14 protein-coding genes are annotated in these 20,137 nt (G+C 55.1%); 11 read left to right on the top strand and 3 right to left on the bottom strand.

Features of this window, described 5'->3' with window-relative positions; all coding sequences use genetic code 11:
• Nucleotides 1–683 precede the first annotated feature (683 nt).
• The 5 genes from FKM52_RS14600 (at nucleotide 684) to FKM52_RS14580 (ending at nucleotide 5,641) form a co-directional block, all read left to right on the top strand.
• Nucleotides 684–923, top strand: coding sequence for a hypothetical protein (locus FKM52_RS14600; protein ID WP_141176905.1), 240 nt, complete (start codon nucleotides 684–686; stop codon nucleotides 921–923).
• 386 nt (nucleotides 924–1,309) lie between these two features.
• Nucleotides 1,310–2,329, top strand: a complete 1,020-nt coding sequence (locus FKM52_RS14595) for an RHS repeat-associated core domain-containing protein (protein ID WP_181407944.1) — start codon at nucleotides 1,310–1,312, stop codon at nucleotides 2,327–2,329.
• A gap of 86 nt (nucleotides 2,330–2,415) precedes the next feature.
• Entirely contained in the window at nucleotides 2,416–2,760 is a 345-nt protein-coding gene (locus FKM52_RS14590; RefSeq protein ID WP_141176903.1) for a hypothetical protein, read from the top strand.
• A 439-nt stretch (nucleotides 2,761–3,199) separates the two neighbouring features.
• Nucleotides 3,200–4,159, top strand: a complete 960-nt coding sequence (puuE, locus tag FKM52_RS14585) for an allantoinase PuuE (protein ID WP_141176902.1) — start codon at nucleotides 3,200–3,202, stop codon at nucleotides 4,157–4,159.
• 252 nt (nucleotides 4,160–4,411) lie between these two features.
• On the top strand, nucleotides 4,412–5,641 hold the full coding sequence (locus FKM52_RS14580) for a pyridoxal-phosphate-dependent aminotransferase family protein (RefSeq protein WP_141176901.1): 1,230 nt from the start codon (nucleotides 4,412–4,414) through the stop codon (nucleotides 5,639–5,641).
• 103 nt (nucleotides 5,642–5,744) lie between these two features.
• On the opposite strand, the gene FKM52_RS14575 is transcribed toward FKM52_RS14580, so the two are convergent.
• Both FKM52_RS14575 and FKM52_RS14570 read right to left on the bottom strand, forming a co-directional pair.
• Nucleotides 5,745–6,515: an amidohydrolase gene (locus FKM52_RS14575; protein ID WP_141176900.1), complete on the bottom strand. Its 771-nt coding sequence runs from the start codon at nucleotides 6,513–6,515 to the stop codon at nucleotides 5,745–5,747.
• Complete coding sequence (locus FKM52_RS14570) at nucleotides 6,503–7,660, bottom strand: pyridoxal phosphate-dependent aminotransferase (RefSeq protein ID WP_141176899.1); 1,158 nt, start codon at nucleotides 7,658–7,660, stop codon at nucleotides 6,503–6,505. The genes FKM52_RS14575 and FKM52_RS14570 overlap by 13 nt, the downstream gene beginning before the upstream one ends.
• Nucleotides 7,661–8,529: 869 nt before the next feature.
• Between FKM52_RS14570 and cas3f the strand changes: the two genes are divergently transcribed.
• From cas3f to cas6f, 5 genes are all read left to right on the top strand, one after another.
• Entirely contained in the window at nucleotides 8,530–11,793 is a 3,264-nt protein-coding gene (gene cas3f / locus FKM52_RS14565; protein WP_141176898.1) for a type I-F CRISPR-associated helicase Cas3f, read from the top strand.
• Nucleotides 11,794–12,470: 677 nt separating this feature from the next.
• Nucleotides 12,471–13,820: a type I-F CRISPR-associated protein Csy1 gene (gene csy1, locus FKM52_RS14560; protein ID WP_141176897.1), complete on the top strand. Its 1,350-nt coding sequence runs from the start codon at nucleotides 12,471–12,473 to the stop codon at nucleotides 13,818–13,820.
• Nucleotides 13,817–14,743 (top strand): type I-F CRISPR-associated protein Csy2, encoded by a 927-nt coding sequence (csy2, locus tag FKM52_RS14555; protein WP_141176896.1) that lies wholly within the window; start codon nucleotides 13,817–13,819, stop codon nucleotides 14,741–14,743. Before csy1 ends, csy2 begins: the two co-directional genes overlap by 4 nt.
• Before the next feature lie 22 nt (nucleotides 14,744–14,765).
• Nucleotides 14,766–15,767: a type I-F CRISPR-associated protein Csy3 gene (csy3, locus tag FKM52_RS14550; protein ID WP_141176895.1), complete on the top strand. Its 1,002-nt coding sequence runs from the start codon at nucleotides 14,766–14,768 to the stop codon at nucleotides 15,765–15,767.
• 8 nt (nucleotides 15,768–15,775) lie between these two features.
• Nucleotides 15,776–16,330 (top strand): type I-F CRISPR-associated endoribonuclease Cas6/Csy4, encoded by a 555-nt coding sequence (gene cas6f, locus FKM52_RS14545; RefSeq protein ID WP_141176894.1) that lies wholly within the window; start codon nucleotides 15,776–15,778, stop codon nucleotides 16,328–16,330.
• A gap of 435 nt (nucleotides 16,331–16,765) precedes the next feature.
• On the opposite strand, the gene fadE is transcribed toward cas6f, so the two are convergent.
• Entirely contained in the window at nucleotides 16,766–19,213 is a 2,448-nt protein-coding gene (fadE, locus tag FKM52_RS14540; RefSeq protein WP_141176893.1) for an acyl-CoA dehydrogenase FadE, read from the bottom strand.
• A gap of 222 nt (nucleotides 19,214–19,435) precedes the next feature.
• Between fadE and lpcA the strand changes: the two genes are divergently transcribed.
• Nucleotides 19,436–20,017: a D-sedoheptulose 7-phosphate isomerase gene (gene lpcA / locus FKM52_RS14535; protein WP_141176892.1), complete on the top strand. Its 582-nt coding sequence runs from the start codon at nucleotides 19,436–19,438 to the stop codon at nucleotides 20,015–20,017.
• The last annotated feature ends 120 nt before the right edge of the window (nucleotides 20,018–20,137 follow it).

The raw sequence follows: 20,137 nt of genomic DNA, 5'->3' as shown, positions 1-20,137 counted from the left end.
CGCAAGATAGAATATTGGATGTTTCAACAATCCAAAAAGCTACTGAAAGTTTACAAACGCCGTTTGCTCGGAATGCTGCCGCAGCACATCGGGAAGTTTTGATATTTGGGGAGATTTCTCATGAAGCCATCATATTTAAGTAGGTGAATTATNAGCAGAGTATTTCGCTACTCATGGCGGGACTCGTCCGGCGAACCCTATTATAAAAATTGATTTAACTAAAATACCGCAAGATATAATGTGGATGTTTCAACAATCCATAAAACTACTGAAAATTTACAAACGCCGTTTACTCTGAAAGCTGCCGCAGCACATCAGGAACTTTTGATATTTGGGGAGATACCTCATGAAACTATCATATTTAAGTAGGTGAATTAANTTCGCTACTCATGGTGGGACTCGTTATAGAAATTGATTTATCTAAAATACCGCAAGATAGAATATTGGATGTTTCAACAATCCAAAAAGCTACTGAAAGTTTACAAACGCCGTTTGCTCGGAATGCTGCCGCAGCACATCGGGAAGTTTTGATATTTGGGGAGATTTCTCATGAAGCCATCATATTTAAGTAGGTGAATTATGTTGAATGAAGTAAAGAAAAAAATAATTGATAATGGTTTCGTTAATGAAGTTAGAGTTAGTATGGATTTTAATGNAGTTTTGTTGATGAAGTTAGAGTTAGTATGAATTTTAATATCAATGAGTATAATAAATTGATATCTGGCCTGAAAACTCTTTCCAGCCTTTTGAAAAATGAGAGATTTATAGATAAGGAGTTAGCTTTATATTTATACGAAATGCCACAGATGATAAGAAATGCATATGCTAGTTTTGATAAGTGTGAAAACAAAACAGAGCTAGCATTAAGTTTAGAAGAGGCATGGATCGAACTGGATTCATTAGTGATTGACTGTTTGAGCTGAATAAATCAAAGGCCGGAAAGATTGTTAAAACTTCCCGGTCTTTTGTTATTTAGTTTTCGTTCAATCTACTAAAAAATTGTCCAGGCCACAGCGGCACGGAGCGCTTTTATTACGACGACGAGCACCGGCTGGTGCGGGTGGCGTTCAGCGGGCACCCCGACTACCGTGAGGCGCNAAAACAAACCAGAGCTAGCATTAAGTTTAGAAGAAGCATGGATCGAACTGGATTCATTAGTGATTGACTGTTTGAGCTGAATAAATCAAAGGCCGGAAAGATTGTTAAAACTTCCCGGTCTTTTGTTATTTAGTTTTCGTTCAATCTACTAAAAAATTGTCCAGGCCACAGCGGCACGGAGCGCTTTTATTACGACGACGAGCACCGGCTGGTGCGGGTGGCGTTCAGCGGGCACCCGGCGTACCGGGAGGCGCGCTACCGCTACGACGCGCTGGGGCGGCGCACCGCCAAGACGCTGACGCGCCACGACGGGCGGGAGGAGGAGACCGAATTTCTGTGGTGCGGNCGGGTGGCGTTCAGCGGGCACCCGGCGTACCAGGAGGCGAGCTACCGCTATGATGCGCTGGGGCGGCGCACCGCCAAGACGCTGACGCGCCACGACGGGCGGGAGGAAGAGACCGGATTTCTGTGGTGCGGGCTGCGGCTGTACGGCGAGCGGAACGGGGACGCGACGGAGAGCGGCACGCTCTATATTTATAACGAAGGCGGCCACGAGCCCGTCGCCAGGGCGGAGCGGCAGAAAGGCGGCTACCGGCTGTACTGGTACCGTACGGCGCTGAACGGGCTGCCGGAATCGCTGCACGATAAAGCGGGCCGCGCGGTGTGGCGGGGGCGCTGCGACGAGTGGGGCGCGCTGAAGCAGGAGAGCTATACCGGAGAAGGGGAAAAGCTGCGGCAGAATCTGCGCTTTGCCGGCCAGTATTTTGACCATGAAACGGGGCTGCACTACACTACCTTCCGCTACTACGATCCGGAGAACGGGCACTTTACCCAGCCGGACCCGATCGGGCTGGCGGGCGGGCTGAACCAGTATGCGTATGCGCCGAATGCGCTGACGTGGATCGATCCGTTAGGGTTGGCAAGTACAAATAACCCTGGCGTATATGATGTTCATGGCGAAGCTCACTTACCAAGCGATATGTATCGTATGAGTGATGGGAAACATTTCCAGGAAGCTAATAGACAGCTTTATTATCAAATGAAAAATGATCCTCAATTTAAAGCTACTCTTGAAGGTAAATATCCGGGAATTTTTGAGAAAGTATCACCTGGTAAACGCGGTGCGTTCCCAAGGAAAGCTCCAACTGGAATTGGTTGGGAAACTACGTGGCATCATCATGAGCGAGTTGCTGGATTGTTGCAGTTAGTTGACGGTCCAGATCATAACTAAAGACATTTGGATTATCACCCTAAAGGCTATGGCGGAAGGAAGACATGTGGCGGTGGTTCTGGTTGTAGGTGATTTGTGAGGATACAATGAATAGCTATAAATCTATAGATGAGTTAATAACAAGCCTTTCTCTTTTAGACCAAGGAGAATGGATTTATGTAAATTTAAATTCATGGAATAGTTATCCGGAAAATACAGAATTTTATTACATCCCGTGGGACTACATCCAAAATTTAAATGATAATGAAATATATCTTGATGAAGAAGATATGGAAATGCCTCTTGTTGTTAAAGAATTAAATTTGAGAGGATGGATGCTAGTCAGTTCACTGACTTATATAGCTCAAAATAAGACGAGTGGTGGGTATGATAATAAATGGTTTATTGATGAGGTAAATTATTATCGAGAATATGATACATTTAGAACATAGTCTTATTATTGGGAGGGGTTTTTCTCCCAATTTTTTGTTCACCTTTCGTTTAATCCACTAAACAAGCACGCCCTTAATTCCTTTAACCACCTGTATAGCCTGATCAAGCTGCTCGCTCGGTACTTGCAGCTCGTTATTATCCGCTATCAGCACAATGCAGCTCTCCGATATCGTCGCCGTTACATCATCCGGACGCAAACTTTTCACCAGACTGGCTTTTCAGGAATTTGCCGTTGCGCATAACGCTCCGATAAAATCCCCGTTTTACGGTTGTTAAGAATCTTACTCCCCTTAGCAAAACGGAAAACGGAGCAGCCTTATCCTGCGCGATTAAAATTTCCACATCTGAAGATTTAACCTCACCCAAGAAAAAATCCTGTCTCACGCCTTTCTGCACCTAAACTAACGGGAGCCATTTGCTCAAGTGAGGAGCCAGACCATGAGTGAATCCCCTGAGAAAAAAGAGTACAGCTTTAATAAAAATTATCCGCGCGATCTGCGTGGGTATGCAGGCAAGCCGCCGCACGCCGCCTGGCCCGGCGAGGCGCGTATTGCGGTACAGTTTGTTCTTAACTATGAAGAAGGCGCTGAAAATAACGTCTTACATGGTGATGCCGGTTCCGAGCAGTTTCTCTCTGATATTATCGGCGCGGCCAGCTATTCCGATCGGCACATGTCGATGGATTCACTGTATGAATATGGTTCGCGCGCTGGCTTCTGGCGCATCCATAACGAATTTCAAAAACGCGGCCTGCCGCTGACGGTATTTGGCGTGGCGATGGCGCTGGCGCGTCATCCGGAGGTAGTGCAGGCTATCGCCGCAGCGAAATATGATGTGGTCAGCCACGGTTGGCGCTGGATCCACTATCAGGCCATGGATGCGAAAACCGAGCGTCAGCATATTCAGCAGGCGGTGGATGTGCTGATGGATCTTTTTGGCCGTGCGCCCACCGGCTGGTATACCGGACGCGATAGCCCGAATACGCGTCGTCTGGTGGTGGAGCAGGGCGGCTTCAGCTACGACAGCGATAACTACGGCGACGATCTGCCGTTCTGGACACAGGTAACCTGTCAGGATGGTACGGTAAAACCACACCTGATCGTTCCTTATTCGCTGGAAACCAACGACATGCGTTTTGCGATGCCGCAGGGGTTTAACACCGCCGAGCAGTTCTATACCTATCTTAAAGACAGCTTCGATGTGCTGTATGAAGAGGGCGAGAGCGCGCCAAAAATGATGTCGGTAGGAATGCACTGCCGCCTGCTGGGGCGCCCCGGACGCTTCCGCGCGCTGACGCGCTTTCTGGATTATATCCAGCAGCATGAGCGCGTCTGGGTCTGTACGCGTCAGCAGATTGCCGAACACTGGATAAAACATCATCCGGCAGCGGCAGGCTGACGCAAGCCCAACACCGGCGCTGATTTATTACCCACCACGCTTTCCGGCGGCTCGCCCATAAGCCGCCGGTTCTGTCTCCCCATCTCTCTTCAGGCCTGCTACTCTGCGTAAGCTGCTTTTGTATATCGGCGCGGCCAGGAGCCGGCGTTTACTATCAGTGCTTATTGCGGTGGGCATAATATCGGCAGCTTACTTTTGTTACCGCTCAGATATCGGAGCGATGGTAAAAAATAATTTGATAAGGAATGACCGATGGATATCTCCCGCTTCGCACAAATCAATCCACCGCCGCGCCTGCTGATGGGGCCTGGGCCGATTAACGCCGATCCGCGCGTGCTGCGCGCGATGTCGACGCAGCTGATCGGGCAGTACGATCCGGCGATGACCCACTACATGAATGAGGTGATGGCGCTCTATCGCGGCGTATTCTGTACGGAAAACCGCTGGACGCTGCTGGTGGACGGCACTTCGCGCGCCGGTATCGAAGCCATCCTGCTTTCGGCGATTCGTCCGGGCGACAAAGTACTGGTGCCGGTTTTCGGCCGTTTTGGCCATCTGTTGTGTGAAATAGCCCGCCGCTGCCGGGCGCAAGTCCACACCATTGAGGTGCCCTGGGGCGAAGTTTTTACGCCGGACCAGATTGAGGATGCGATTAAGCAAGTGCGCCCGCGCCTGCTGCTGACGGTGCAGGGCGATACTTCTACTACCATGCTGCAACCGCTGGCCGAGCTGGGCGCGATCTGCCGACGCTATGAGGTGCTGTTTTATACCGATGCCACCGCCTCGCTGGGCGGCAACGTGCTGGAAACCGATGCCTGGGAGCTGGATGCGGTATCGGCCGGCATGCAGAAATGTCTGGGCGGTCCGTCAGGTACTTCTCCCATCACGCTTGGCCCGCGTATGGAAGCGGCGATCCGTCAGCGTCGGCGCGTAGAGCAGGGCATCCGCACCGCCGCGCATCAGGACGGCGAAGATGAGATGATCTGGTCCAACTATTTCGATCTTGGCATGATCATGGATTACTGGGGGCCGGAGCGCCTGAACCATCACACCGAAGCCACGACCGCATTATTCGGCGCACGCGAGTGCGCGCGCCTGCTGTTACAGGAGGGGATGGATAACGCTATCGCCCGCCATCAGCTGCATGGCGAAGCGCTGCTGTGCGGCATTCAGGCAATGGGGTTGGAAATCTTCGGCGATCGGCGTCACCGTATGAATAACGTGCTGGGAGTAATGATTCCGCCGGGTATTGACGGCGAGCAGGTGCGCAAGCTGATGCTGGAAGATTTCGCCATCGAGATCGGCACCGCGTTCGGCCCGCTAATTGGCAAGATCTGGCGTATCGGCACCATGGGCTATAACGCCCGCAAAGATTGCGTGATGCAGACGCTTGGCGCGCTGGAGGCGGTGCTGAACCGACTCGGTTTCCGTACCCTTCAGGGCGCAGCGCTACAGGCCGCCTGGGATCGCTATTCCCAATAGCGGCATCGCGCTTTAGATCGCTTACCGTTCGTCAATCCTGGCGGCATCGCGTTTGATGCCGCTTAATATCCATTAATCCTGGCGGCATTGTGTTTGATACCGCTTAATATCCATTAATCTCGTCGGCATCGCGCCACGCAGGAAAGCTGGCGCGATAATCATTAAGCGCGGTCAGCGAAAGCCCGACGTTTAGCACCTCAGGCTGATGCGCCGCGCCGCGCGCCAGAATTTCTCCCTGCGGCGAAATAATCAGGCTGTCGCCGCTGTAGCGCAGCCCGTTATTATCTTCGCCCACGCGATTGCAGCCCGCCACCCACGCCTGATTTTCAATAGCGCGCGCCATCAGCAGCGTCTGCCAGTGATGGCTGCGCGCCTCCGGCCAGTTCGCTACGTAGATCGCCAGATCGTAATCATTGCGGCTGCGTGAGAAGACTGGAAAGCGCAGGTCATAACAGATCTGCGGCAAAATACGCCAGCCGCGCCAGTGGATAATCTCGCGTCGCTCGCCGGCAATATAGTGATGATGTTCATCGCCCATGCGGAACAGATGACGCTTGTCGTAGCTGTGCAGGCGCCCATTCGGCTCCACCAGTAAAAAGCGATTCACTGCGCCCCTCTCCGTTTGCAACGCGGCGCTGCCGCCGATAGCTGCATTAAGCCTGCGGGCATGCCCGCTCAGCCACGCGACCACCTGCTCCTGCGGCAGCGACTGCTTTGCCGCCTCCATGGCGAAACCGGTAGTAAACATCTCCGGCAGCACGATTAAATCGCGCCCGTAAAGCGTCTCCAGCAGGCGATCGAAATGGGCCAGGTTCGCCGCGCCGTCCATCCACGCTAGCGGCTGTTGCAACAGGGAAATCGTTAAATTTGACACAGGCGCTCCGCGGCAGCGATTAGGGTTGTTTCCTGTTTGGCGAAACAGAGGCGGATCAGGCGATGCGGGAAGCTTTCCGCACAGAACACCGATAGCGGGATCGCCGCTACGCCCACTTTTTCGGTCAGCCAGCGGCAGAAACTGACATCGTCCAGATCGGAAATGGCGCTGTAGTCCGCCAGTAAAAAATAGGTGCCTGTGCAGGGCAGGATGTTAAAGCGACTGTTGCTTAACGCCTGCACCAGGCAATCACGCCGCGCGCGGTAAAAGGCGGGCAGTTCACGGTAATGCTGCGGCTCGGCGCGCAGCATATCCGCCAGCGCCAGCTGCGCCGGCGTATTCACTGAAAAGGTGAGGTATTGATGCACCTTACGGATTTCAGCGCTGAGCGCGGGCGGCGCGACGCAATAGCCTACCTTCCAGCCGGTCATATGAAAGGTTTTGCCGAAAGAAGAAACCGCGATGGCGCGTTCGCGCAGCTGCGGCTGGGCCAGCACGCTGTGATGGCCTTCGTCGGTAAAGCAGATATGCTCGTAAACTTCATCGCTCAGCACATAAATTTCTTTATCAGCGATCGCCTGCCACAGCGCGGCGAAATCGCTCTGCTGCCAGACGGTGGCGGAAGGATTATGCGGCGTATTGAGGATCACTAACCGGGTGCGCGGCGACAGTAGCTGATGAAATTCCTGCCAGTCAACGCGAAACGCTGGCGGCTGGAGCGTCTGGCGCTTCATTACGCCGCCAGCCAGCGTAACGGCAGGCGCATAGCTGTCGTAGCTGGGATCGAAGCAGATAACTTCATCACCGGGCCGCACCAGCGCGGTAATCGCGGCATACAGCGCCTCGGTAGCGCCGGCGGTGACGGTAATTTCTTCGTTGCTGTCAGGGAGATAGCCGTACAGCGCTGCGGTTTTATCCGCGATGGCTTCGCGCAGCGCCGCCGCGCCGGTCATCGGCGCATACTGGTTAGCGCCCTGACTGACGTGATACGCCAGCCGCTGTTGCAGATAGCGCGGACCATCAAAGTCGGGAAAGCCCTGCGAGAGATTAATGGCATTGTGCTGCTGCGCCAGCGCGCTCATCTGGGTGAAAATCGTGGTGCCCAGCGCGGGCAGTTTACTTGCGGGAATCAGAGAATGGCTCATATAACACTTACCTTCCATGCGGTTAGCCGCGCAGGGCTGCGGTTGAATGAGCTACTATAATCATGATGCCAGTTTTTGGCAATCAAGACGGTTAGACGTCTAAATCTGTAGCGTTGATAGCCTCTGCAGTACGGAGAGCTGTTTATTTTTTACTTTTTAAATGGTTCTTTTTGTTAATTGTTAAGTCAGATAGAGAGAAAAATTTAGCTCAATACAAGGCGTAATTATTATTTAAACAGGGCTTTATACATGCAAAGCCATACAGGCAGTTTACTAATAATTCGGCGCCTGCTTATTTACCGGCATAAGGTTCGCTATCATGATTTAATAAACTCGCTTCAACGGCTTTTTGTATTGTTCATAAGAAATAACTTTGTTTTGGCCGGATGAGCCCTGGTATTTGAAAATGGCTGGTTGTTCAACGAAGCGGGCATGCGAGAGAATTTTATTATATTCAGAAAATTTACAGGTTTAAAAACATAACCGGCAGCTGTTCCGGTAGATAGCGCTGGGGGAGAAAATGAGTTACCCATAATATTAATTCTTTCCTGCAGCAAAATAAATTAAATAAACAGCAAGCATCCGTCCCGGCGGATGTTTTTTGTCCAGAGATAAATCCTTTCTGGCTAACACGACAGACCTCCTCTGATGCGGCAGGCAGCAAAAAATATAATACCCGATAAGCCCAATGGAAAAGGCAGAACAATATGCCGTTAACCGCCGCTTTACAGGAACCGGCCAGTCGCCGGCACCACAGCGGGCATCTCGCCGACGCTGGCGCAAAGTGAAGGTTTGCACCAGCTGAAGCGCTTGATATTATGCTGGTTTTCATGGCAAACGGTGGCATAACCGACAGGGCAGGGTGAAGCGTGAATATTTTGCTGGTATCGCAATGCAATAAACGCGCCCTTGCGGAAACCTGCCGCATTCTCGATCGGTTTGCCGAACGTAAAGGCGCCCGCCGCTGGCAAGCAACCATCACCCGTGAAGCGTTAACCGTCTTATATACGCAGCTGCGTAAAACGGCTCGTCGTAATACCGCGGTTGCCTGCTATCGGATTAAAAGCGCCGGGCAAACTGAACTGTTATGGGTAGCAGGCAACCTGCGCCGTTTTGATGCTGGCGGAGCGGTGCCGTCTGACACAGCCAGCAGTGAGAGCCTGCGTCAGGGCGATGAAAATAGCTGGCGCAGCGGTACGACGATTTGCCTGCTGGCGGCCCTGGCGGCGTTATTTCATGATTTTGGTAAGGCGAATCAGCTCTTTCAACTGCTGCTGCGGCAGAAAGTAAAGGGCGGCCAGTCCTGGCGCCATGAATGGGTTTCGCTGCGCCTGTTTTGCGCGTTTGTTGCCGGCCGCAGCGATGTTGAGTGGCTGACTGCGTTAAGCCAGCTGCAGGAGCAGGATGAAGTTGAACTACTGGCCCGCCTGCAGCGTGATGATACAGATCCATATGCCAATCCGTTTCTGCCGCTGCCGCCGCTGGCGCGCACCCTTGCCTGGCTGATTCTCTCGCATCACCATTTGCCCGGTAACAGAGGTGAAACCGGGCCTGAACCGCCGCTGGAATATATTGATTGCTGGTTAACCCACCAGCTAACCTCCTCCTGGAATTCCCGCTTTAAGCCGCAGGATAAAGAAAACGCCCTGAACTGGACATTTCCCGCTGGTACGCCGCTGCGTAGCGCGGTGTGGCGCCAGAAAGCGCGTAAGTTTGCCATGCGGGCGCTGCAACATGCGCCGCTGGAGCAGTATGCGCATCTCGATCAGCGGTTTACCGCGCATATGGCGCGCCTCTGTTTGATGCTGGCGGATCACTACTACTCCGCGCAGCCGCCGCAGGCGGGCTGGCACGATAAAAGTTATCCGCCGCATGCTAATAGCGATAGTCAAAGCAAACGCCTTAAGCAGCGGCTGGACGAGCATCTGACCGGCGTGGCGCACCACGCCTGGCTGCTGGGGCGGCATCTGCCGCATATCCGCAAAAACCTGCCCGCTATCGTCCGCCATCGCAGCTTTAAGCAGAGCAGCAGCGAAGAGCGTTTCCGCTGGCAGGATAAAGCCTATGAAACCGCCAGGGCGCTGGCGCCGCGCGCCGCGCGTCAGGGGTTCTTTGGCGTCAATATGGCCTCAACCGGCTGTGGAAAAACCCTGGCGAATGCCCGCATCATGTACGCGCTGGCCGATGAAAAACAGGGTTGTCGTTTTACCGTCGCGCTGGGGCTGAGAACGCTGACGTTACAAACCGGCAGCGCGCTGCAGGCCAGGCTGAAGCTGAATAGCGGCGATTTGGCGGTGCTAACCGGATCGCCTGCGATACAGCAGCTTTACGGGCTGGCGCAATCCGGAGCGGATAACAGCGATAGCGAAGCGCCAGCGGGCAGCGCCGCAGCGGAGGAGCTTTACGCCGAACCTCATCATATCCGCTATGAAGGCAGCCTGAATACGGTGCGGCTTAGCCAGTGGCTAACTAAAGATGACAAAATAAATAAGCTGCTTAACGCGCCGGTACTGGTAACCACTATCGATCATATTATTCCGGCCACCGAAGGGGTACGCGGCAGTAAGCAGATTGCGCCGATGCTGCGGCTGCTCACCGCCGATTTAGTGCTGGATGAGCCGGATGATTTTGACGGTAACGATCGGCATGCGCTCTGCCGGCTGGTTAACTGGGCGGGAATGCTGGGCTGTCGCGTACTGCTGTCATCCGCCACTTTTACGCCGGCGCAGGTGCAGGCGCTGTTCGCCGCCTACCGCAGCGGGCGGGCTTATTATCAGCAGGCCTGCGGCGCTGCCGATACGCCGCCGGCAATCTGCTGCGCCTGGTTTGATGAAAAGGCGCCGGTTCAGACGCAGGATATCGCCGACGGTAAAACTTTCAGCGTCGCCCATGCGGCTTTTGTCAGCCGACGCGTTCAGCATCTGCAGCGCAATACCATCAAAAGGTACGGTGAATTAATAGCCGTTACGCCAGCCGATCGCACTATCGAGGCGGTTACCCGAGCCATGGCGCAGCGCCTGCACCTTTCACTACTGCAGCTGCACGCTGAGCATCATCAAACGCACCGCGCTGCCGGCAGAGAGCTTTCCGTTGGTCTGATCCGCATGGCAAATATCAATCCGCTGGCGGCGGTGGCGCAGCAGCTGTTTACGCTTGGCGCACCGGAAAATACCCGCATCCACTATTGCGTTTATCACGGCCAGCACCCGCTGGCGGGGCGCTCCAGTATTGAAAGCAGCCTCGATCGCGTGCTGATGCGTCATCAGCCGGAAGCGATCTGGCAGATGCCGGAAATCGCCGGGCGGCTGGAAAGCTATACGGAGCAGAAACATATTTTTGTCGTCCTGGCGACTGCCGTTGCTGAGGTTGGACGCGATCACGACTATGACTGGGCGATTATCGAACCCAGCTCGGTACGATCGATAGTGCAGCTGGCGGGGCGCGTACGGCGGCATCGCCCCTGTGCGGTCAGGCCCGCTACGGCAAATATTCATCTGCTGCGTAAAAACTATCGCGCCCTGCGCGGCAAAACCTTTGCCTGCTGTCGTCCCGGTTTCGAAGATCGACATTTCAGGCTGCATAGTCACGATCTGCAGGATCTGCTGCCGGAAGAATTTATGGCGCGGATCGATGCGATCCCATCTATTCAGCAGCCGCAGCTAAGCAAAGGAACGCTATTCAGCGACTTGCGCGTGCTGGAACACGCGCGTATCCGGGCTGAGCTGGGCGGAACGCCTGGAAAGCCAGCCGGTTTCTGCGCGGCGCTCTGGTGGCGCAGCGAAGCGACATGGAGCTGTGAGCTACAGCGCCGTACGCCGTTTCGCTATTCGGAGCCGGATACGCAATATTATCTGCGGCTGACAGAAGAAAATAAGCTGCAATGGGCGGTGCCGGATGAGGGCGACGCGGGCTGGAAAGCGATCGCTTTTCAACGGGCGCGCTACGCGTTTGCCGCCGGCTGCGGCCCCTGGCTGGAGCTGCGCTACGATCGGCTCTATCAGCGCCTGGCGGAGGAGATGAATATGACGCTTGCCGAGGTAAGCCAGACGTTTGGCGAAATATCTCTGCCGCTCAGACAAGATGAAGGCTGGTACTTTGATCCGTTTTTAGGAGTGTTCGGCGCGCCCGGCTGAACGAACCGCCGGCGCGCCTGCCCTGTTTTGCCAGCGCGGCGATCGGCCCGCGGGCAGCATCTTTTCCCTGTGACTTTTCCTGCCTGCGCGGCAGCGAACCAAAATCGGCAATAGCTACGCGCAAAATACCCTGCGGGACAACCGGTACGGCGATAAATCGTCGCGACGGTCTGCGGGCGCTGCTAAATATTTCCAGGCTGCCTGTACGGCAGTATACGTTTTACTATTTCTGAGCTGCCTGACGGCAGTTACCCTATTCTAATAGTATCTGGCAGAAAATGTAATTAAGGCAGGGTTTATTTTCTCTCCGCGACAGGCGGATTTTATGCGCGGGCGCCAAAGGATCGCTGTCAGGATCTTTATCAGCAGCGCCGGAAAGATTAAATTTCTGGAAACAGATCTTTGCACATTCCCCTAGTTTTACTAGGCGTAAATCTATTGCGGGGAAAATGCTGTGATTTTATTATGGCCGGCATTAAGAGTTCATGTAGTAAGAGGCTATGCCGAGAATGCTTAATAAATTACATAATATGTCGATTTTATTAACCCGTTTCCTTATTTTTATTCATAGCCCTGTAGGCTGGTTTATCAACGCTGCAAACTAATAGTTAATCACTTTTTCCCTGTTAATAATCAATTTAATTGCCACAGACTGAAATGCTGTAGAGGAGCAGGCTATGGATGAAAGTAGTCTCGCCTGGTTTATTCAACATTATATTAACCAGCGCAGGCGGGCCAGGCTGGAAATAGTGGAAAGGGAAGCCGCTAAAAAAATCGCCAGCTTGAAATCAGAGGCGGAAATAGAGCGACAGCGTTTAAAGCTGATGGAAGAGCAGGCGGATATTGCGGAACGCTATCAGCCTCAGGCGTGGTTAACCGATGCGGCACGCCGTGCGGCGCAGATCGCGCTGGTAACGCATGCGATAAAATTTACCCACAGCGATGCCAAAGGCAGCAATATTTATTATGAACCGGATGAACAGGCGATGCTGACGGGCTATCTTTCTACGGCATCTTTAACGCGGCGTAATATAGATATTTCCGGTAATGCGGCCGCGCTGGATGTGGCGAAACTGTTACAAACGGAACATTGCGGCGATTCGCTCATCGCCGCGCTTCAGCGCAATGACGACAGCGCGCTCCGCTTTTTTGCCCGCGACGATCGGCAGTGCGCCAGCTGGGCGCAGGGTTTTAAAAGCGTGCTGGAAAATAGCGCGCCGGCCAGCCATAAACGTGCCAAACAGGTTTATTTTCCCGTGGGTGAAAAACGCTGGCACCTGTTAAGCCCGCTGTTCGCGACGTCGCTGGCGCATGCCGTCCAGCAGCGCATTAGCGATGCCCGTTTTAGCGAAGAAAGTAAGGCGATAAGAGAAGCGCTCAAGGCAAAAAAATGGCACGAGAAGCCGCGCATCTTTTTTAATGATACGGCAGTCGTTAATTTTGGCGGAACCAAACCCCAGAATATTTCCTTTTTAAACAGCGTGCGCGGCGGCAAAGCTTTTTTATTAAGCTGCGCTTCGCCGCGCTGGCAATCTTCCCGCCGGCTGCCGTTAAAGCAGGCCTCTATTTTTAACCGTAAAGGCGATATTACCTATTTAACAAAAACGCCGGTCGCGCAGTTAAAGAATTACTTGCTGACGGTTAAAACCAATACCGCACGGGATCGCCAGCAAATTAATCTCTATATCGACACCATTATCGATATTATTTTTAACTATGTGGTGATCCTGCAAAACGATGAGGAGATTGCCGGCTGGACCCGGCGGGAAGATTGCTGCTTAAAGCGCGCCTGTCAGTTATGGCTCGATCCGCGCCGGGCGTTAAGCGATGAGGCGTTTCGTCAGGAGCGGGAAGCGAAAGCGTGGAAGGATAGCATCGCCTGGGATTTTGCCTACTGGCTGAACGCACAGTTAAAGGATGAGCAATTAACCGTCGGCGAAGCGGAACATCGTGAATGGCGCACCAAACCGCTGTTTAAAGCCCGCATGCGCGAATGCGAGAAAATGCTCAGGGAGGTGCTGGCATGAGCTCGTTGATTATTTTACGGCGCGTGCGGGTGGAAAATGCCAACGCTATCGCCGGGCTGACCTGGGGCTTTCCGGCCGTTACGCACTTTCTCGGCTTTACTCATGCGCTGTCGCTCAGGCTGACGGCGGAAAAACTGGCGCTGACGGGCTGCGGCATTATCTGCCATGACTATCAGATTCACGCCTGCCGCACGTCGCGCGACTATCAGTTCGCCCTGACGCGCAATCCCCTCACCAGAGAAGCGAAAACCGCGCCCTTTAATGAAGAGGGGCGGATGCATATGACGGTTTCGCTGGTAATCGAGTGCGAAGGCATGATCGCCGACGGCGAACATGGCGTTAACCGCCTGTGTGAAAAACTTCAGCAGATCTGCCCGACGCTGCGGCTGGCGGCTGGCAGCATCACCGATATTGCGCGTATATCGGTGGCGACGCGCCCGGAAACGGAAAGCGCCTTTAAAAGGCTATTGTGGCCGCTGATGCCCGGCTTTGCTCTGCTCGATCGCGCTCCGTTGCTGGAGCGGCATTTCAAAGAGCTACAGCAGCAGCAACCGCAGGCAGAAATGCTGGATGCCTGGCTCGATTTCGCCACGCTGAAAATGGTGGCGCAGCCGGAAAAGAACGGCGTTGCCGCCTGGCGCGTAGCGCCAAAGCCGGCGGCGGGCTTTCTGGTGCCGCTGATGACCGGCTGGCAGGGGATCTCGCCGCTGTATGCGCCGGGCGAGGTGAAAAACGCGCGCGATCCTGCCCAGCCGTTTCGTTTTGTTGAGGCCGTCTACGGCGTTGGCGAGTGGCGCGGCGTGCATCGCATCAATGATGTAGATGAGCTGCTGTGGCGCTACCACTATCAGGATGGGCACTACCTGTGTCAGAGCAAGCGCCAGGTTGAAGAGCTGGACTACAACGATATCGATTTTGATTAAAAGCCTTTTCAAGGACATTTTCATGGTGAAAAAAACAGTAAAAACGGCTTCCGTATTGGCCTTTGAGCGCAAGCTGTCAAATTCCGATGCGATTATGCTGGCCGGCAACTGGCGGCAGGATAGCTGGCAGCCCATCCGGATTCAGGAAAAGGCGGTGCGCGGCACCATTTCCAATCGCTTAAAAAACGCCCTGAACACCGATCCCACCAAGCTGGATGCGGATATACAAAAGGCGAATCTACAGCGGGTTGACGTGGCCGCGCTGCCGTTTGACGCCGATACGCTGAAAGTCAGCTTTACCCTGCGCGTGCTGGGCAACCTTGCGGTGCCGTCGGTATGTAACGATCAGGATTACCAGGCGGCGCTGGGCGGCATTATTCATGGCTATATCAAACAGCACGGCCTGGCCGAGCTGGCGGGGCGCTATGCGCAAAATCTGGCGAACGCGCGTTTTCTGTGGCGTAACCGCGTCGGCGCTGAAGAGATTCAGGTGTGCATTAAAGGCAAAAGTCGACGCTGGATATTTAATGCCTGGGATTACGGGCTGCGTGAATTCAGGACGCCGACCGGCGATCTGGCCGAGCTGGCCGGGGAAATTGAGCAGGGGCTGAGCGGTGAAAGCTTCGCCTTCTTTGAGATCGATGCCTTTGCGCGCCTGGGCCGGGGTCAGGAGGTTTTCCCTTCACAGGAGCTGCTGCTGGATAAGAAAAGCGAAAAGAGCAAGGTGCTGTATCAGGTGAACGGTATTGCGGCGATGCACTCGCAAAAAATCGGCAATGCGCTGCGTACTGTCGACGACTGGTATCCCGATGCCGCAGAGCACGAACTGGGGCCGATAGCGGTTGAACCTTACGGCTCCGTTACCAGCCGTGGTAAAGCCTACCGTCAGCCAAAGGCAAAAATGGATTTTTACACGCTGCTTGATGGCTGGGTAACAAAAGGCGAGCAGCCGGCGGCAGAGCAGCAGCACTACGTGATGGCGACGCTGATTCGCGGCGGCGTGTTTGGCGAGAAAGGAGAATGATAAGCCATATGGATCACTATCAGGATATTCGCCTGCTGCCCGATGCGGAGTTTTCGCTTCAGCAACTGATGTCGGCGCTGTTTGCCAAGCTGCACCGGGCGCTGGTGCAGATTAACAGCCAGCGGGTGGGCGTCAGCTTCCCGCAGGTGAAGGGCGATTTGGGCAATACGCTGCGCCTGCATGGTTCAGCGCACGATCTGGCGCTTCTGCAGCAGCAGCCGTGGCTGAAAGGAATGCGCGACCATATCGAACTGGGTGAAATTTGTCCGGTTCCGCCTTCGGTGCGCTATCGGACCGTCAGGCGCGTGCAGGTTAAAAGCAGCGCTGAGCGGCTGCGGCGGCGCTCGGTTAAAAAAGGCTGGCTGAGCGAGGAGCAGGCGCGCCGGCAGATTAGCGTTTCAGCCGAGCAGCGCAGCCAGCTGCCTTACGTGCAGCTGAAAAGCGCCTCAACCGGTCAGGCTTTTCCGCTGTTTATTGCGCACGGTCCGCTACGCGATAGCGCCAGCGAAGGTGATTTTAGCGCCTATGGCCTGAGCGCGCAGGCTACGGTTCCCTGGTTTTAACCGCTGCGGCGGGCTTTTTTCGCCATAGCGATAAGCGACTGAATTTCGGCCGTGTCAGCTGAAGCAAAAGAAAGGGGATTTTTACTGAAGTAAGACAGTAAATTATTGAAAATCTGGCAGAATACCGATATTTTCAACAGTTCACTGCCGTACAGGCAGCCGGAAAGATAAACGAATCGTCGATAACATTCAGCGCAGGGTTTACTGCCTGACAGGCAGCTCAGAAACGTGATGGTCAGTATCATCGCGGGCGGCTGGATGTTCACTGCCGTACAGGCAGCTTAGAAGCGAACACGATGCAGATGGCTATGAAATATCTGCTCCACTGCCGAACAGGCAGCTAAAAAAGGGCCTGAGCAATTGCCCAGGCCCGGTTAGCGCTTTGCTGTTCGCCACGAACGGTCAAAACGCGATGTGTGGCGCTCTGTCTTATTATCAGGCCGCTTCACTCTTGCGCAGCGGCGCCTGCTGCGGCTTTACCGGCTGGGTTGCCAGCGCATCCGCCGCAAACTCATCGACGTTAATCGAGCGCAAACGGCTCTCCTCGGCCTGTTTCAGCACTCCGGCTTCCTGCGCGCTAATCCAACCTTCCTGTAAAGCGCGCTGCGCCAGCTCATCAAGGCGGGTAAACGGCAGATGCTTTTTCAGCTGCTTGCTCAGACGCTCGTGAATCGCCTCTGCCGCTATAATATCCTGCAACGCGGCCTCCAGCTGCCCCACTGGGTTATGCTCGCCCGGCGTTAAATACTGACCGCGCCCCAGCCGCGAGCGCGTGGCGGAGGGCGTCTGCAGCAGCTTCGCCAGCTGATGATCGAGACGGTCGGACGGCGCGCGGCAGTGGCGTCCCGCCGGGAAAATCATCAGGCGCAGTATGGCGGCGGCTGCGGCGTGAGGGAAGTTGCGCAGCAGATCGTCAATCGCATCCTCCGCCTGATTCAGCGCATCCTGCACGCCCCAGTGCAGCAGCGGCAGATCCGCCTGCTGGCGCCCTTCGTCGTCATAGCGCTTCAGCGCCGCCGAGGCGAGATAGAGCTGGCTCAGCACGTCGCCCAGACGCGCGGAGACGCGCTCGCGGCGTTTCAGGCTGCCGCCCAGCACCGACATCGAAACATCCGCCAGCAGGGCAAGGTTAGCGCTGATGCGGTTCAGATGCTGATAGTAGCGGCGCGTGGCGTCGCGCGTCGGCGAGGCGCTGCTGCGTCCGGCGGTAATGCCGAGCCACAGGCTGCGCACCGCATTGCTGCCTACGTGGCCGATATGGCTGAACAGCGCCCGGTCGAAGCTGGCAAGATCGTTGCGTTCGGCGGCGGCCATCTCCTGCAACACATAGGGATGGCAGCGGATAGCGCCCTGACCGAAGATGATCATGCTGCGCGTCAGAATATTGGCCCCTTCCACGGTAATGGCGATCGGCGCGCCCTGATAAGCCCGCGCCAGGAAGTTGCTTTTACCGAGCATAATGCCTTTACCGCCGGCGATATCCATCGCGTCGATGATGGCGCGCTGACCGCGATGGGTGCAGTGATATTTTACAATCGCTGAGAGCACCGCTGGTTTTTCGCCGAGCATAATGCCGCAGGTAATCAGCGAGGCCGCGGCGTCCATTACGTAAGCGTTACCGGCGATACGCGCCAGCGGCTCTTCAATGCCTTCCATTTTACCAATAGAGACTTTGAACTGGCGGCGGATACGCGCATAGGCGCCGGTCGCCAGCGCCAGGCTTTTCAGGCTGCCGGTGGAGTTAGAGGGCAGGGTAATGCCGCGGCCTACCGACAGACACTCAACCAGCATCCGCCAGCCCTGACCCGCCATTTTCGGGCCGCCGATAATGTAATCAATCGGTACGAAAATATCCGTGCCGCGCGTCGGGCCGTTCTGGAACGGCACGTTGAGCGGGAAGTGGCGTTTGCCAATCTCAACGCCCGGCGTCTGCGTCGGGATCAGGGCGCAGGTGATGCCCAGCTCTTCGCTGTCGCCCAGCAGATGGTCGGGATCGTACAGCTTAAAGGCCAGGCCAAGCACGGTAGCGATCGGCGCCAGAGTAATGTAGCGCTTGTTCCAGGTGAGGCGCATACCCAACACCTGTTGCCCCTGCCATTCTCCCATGCAAACCACGCCGGTATCGGGAATGGCGCCCGCATCGGAGCCTGCTTCCGGGCTGGTGAGCGCAAAGCAGGGGATCTCTTCGCCGCGCGCCAGGCCCGGCAGGTAGCGATCTTTCTGTTCGTCGGTGCCGTAATGCTGCAGCAGTTCGCCAGGACCGAGCGAGTTCGGTACGCCGACGGTGATAGCCAGGATACCGGAGACGCCTGCCAGCTTTTGCAGCACGCGTGACTGCGCGTAAGCGGAGAATTGCAGGCCGCCATACTCTTTTTTGATAATCATGGCGAAGAAGCGATGCTCTTTCAGGTATGCCCACAGCTCCGGCGGCAGATCGGCCATCTCATGGGTGATCTGGAAATCGTTCGCCATGCGGCAGGCTTCTTCCACCGGGCCGTCGAGAAACGCCTGCTCTTCGGCGGTCAGACGCGGTTGCGGATAGCTATGCAGTTTCTTCCAGTCCGGGTTGCCGCGAAACAGGTCGCCTTCCCACCAGGTGGTGCCCGCCTCGATCGCCTCTTTTTCGGTGCGGGACATCGGCGGCATCACTTTACGGAAGGTGCGCAGCACCGGCGCGGAGAACAGCGAACGGCGCAGCCCCGGCAGGTTGAAAGGCAGCAGTACGATAGCCAGCGGCAACAGCAGCCAGGGCGTCCAGAGATCGAGCAGCGCCATCGCCGCCGTCCACAGCAGCAGAATCGCGCTGCTGGCGGGCAGCGAAACCCGATGCCAGAAAAGCACGCCGATCAGCGCCAGCGTCGCAAGAACAGAAAGAACCATCATAATGAACCGCTCCGTATCAAGTAAGAGGTCTGACCTGTTGGTCTGAGTACAGATCTAGAGCAGATATTATTTTTTAGCAATCATATAACATAATAATTACAACCTGGTTCACACTCCGCTGCTAACTTTAGGTAAATCGCACACTTCGCCGCGTAGCGCTTTGCGGGTTATTACCATTTCGGTAAACTTGCGCTGACTCTTTCTCATCCAAAGGACATCCCTATGTACCAGGATATTATTCGTTCAGAACTTAACGAAGCAGCGGATACGCTAAATAAATTCCTGAGCGAAGACGCAAATATTCACGCGATTCAGCGTGCCGCGGTGCTGCTGGCCGACAGCTTTAAGGCGGGCGGCAAGGTGCTTTCCTGCGGCAACGGCGGTTCGCACTGCGATGCGATGCACTTTGCCGAGGAGCTGACCGGCCGCTATCGCGAAAACCGTCCCGGCTATCCGGCTATCGCCATCTCCGACGTCAGCCATCTCTCCTGCGTCAGCAACGATTTCGGCTACGATTACGTCTTCTCGCGCTACGTTGAGGCGGTGGGGCGCGCGGGCGACGTGCTGCTGGGCATCTCGACCTCAGGCAACTCCGCGAATGTGATCAAGGCGATTGAAGCGGCGCGCGCGCAGGGCATGAAGGTCATTACCCTGACCGGCAAAGACGGCGGCAAAATGGCCGGCAGCGCCGATATTGAAATCCGCGTGCCCCATTTCGGCTATGCCGACCGCATCCAGGAGATCCATATCAAGGTGATCCATATCCTGATGCTGCTGATTGAAAAAGAGATGGAAAAAAAATAACGGCGCGTTCGTCGTAAAGGCTGCCGCGTCATCCCCGGCGCGGCCCGTTTCTGCCGCCTCTCCGTTCGCTTTCATCGCTGCGTATTCCTCTGCTGTTTGGTTATAATCGACGCTAAATCG

Origin of the sequence: Mixta tenebrionis, from assembly GCF_006517625.1 — a bacterium.
In the GTDB taxonomy this organism is placed as follows: domain Bacteria; phylum Pseudomonadota; class Gammaproteobacteria; order Enterobacterales; family Enterobacteriaceae; genus Mixta; species Mixta tenebrionis.
This window is presented reverse-complemented; position numbering and strand designations above follow the sequence as displayed.

What these genes read in the sequence shown, in the direction of transcription:
- FKM52_RS14600 (WP_141176905.1), top strand. Translation starts at nt 684, where the DNA reads ATGAATTTTAATATCAATGAGTATAATAAATTGATATCTGGCCTGAAA.
- FKM52_RS14590 (WP_141176903.1), top strand. Translation starts at nt 2,416, where the DNA reads ATGAATAGCTATAAATCTATAGATGAGTTAATAACAAGCCTTTCTCTT.
- puuE (WP_141176902.1), top strand. Translation starts at nt 3,200, where the DNA reads ATGAGTGAATCCCCTGAGAAAAAAGAGTACAGCTTTAATAAAAATTAT.
- FKM52_RS14580 (WP_141176901.1), top strand. Translation starts at nt 4,412, where the DNA reads ATGGATATCTCCCGCTTCGCACAAATCAATCCACCGCCGCGCCTGCTG.
- FKM52_RS14570 (WP_141176899.1), bottom strand. Translation starts at nt 7,660, where the DNA reads ATGAGCCATTCTCTGATTCCCGCAAGTAAACTGCCCGCGCTGGGCACC.
- csy1 (WP_141176897.1), top strand. Translation starts at nt 12,471, where the DNA reads ATGGATGAAAGTAGTCTCGCCTGGTTTATTCAACATTATATTAACCAG.
- csy2 (WP_141176896.1), top strand. Translation starts at nt 13,817, where the DNA reads ATGAGCTCGTTGATTATTTTACGGCGCGTGCGGGTGGAAAATGCCAAC.
- csy3 (WP_141176895.1), top strand. Translation starts at nt 14,766, where the DNA reads ATGGTGAAAAAAACAGTAAAAACGGCTTCCGTATTGGCCTTTGAGCGC.
- cas6f (WP_141176894.1), top strand. Translation starts at nt 15,776, where the DNA reads ATGGATCACTATCAGGATATTCGCCTGCTGCCCGATGCGGAGTTTTCG.
- fadE (WP_141176893.1), bottom strand. Translation starts at nt 19,213, where the DNA reads ATGATGGTTCTTTCTGTTCTTGCGACGCTGGCGCTGATCGGCGTGCTT.
- lpcA (WP_141176892.1), top strand. Translation starts at nt 19,436, where the DNA reads ATGTACCAGGATATTATTCGTTCAGAACTTAACGAAGCAGCGGATACG.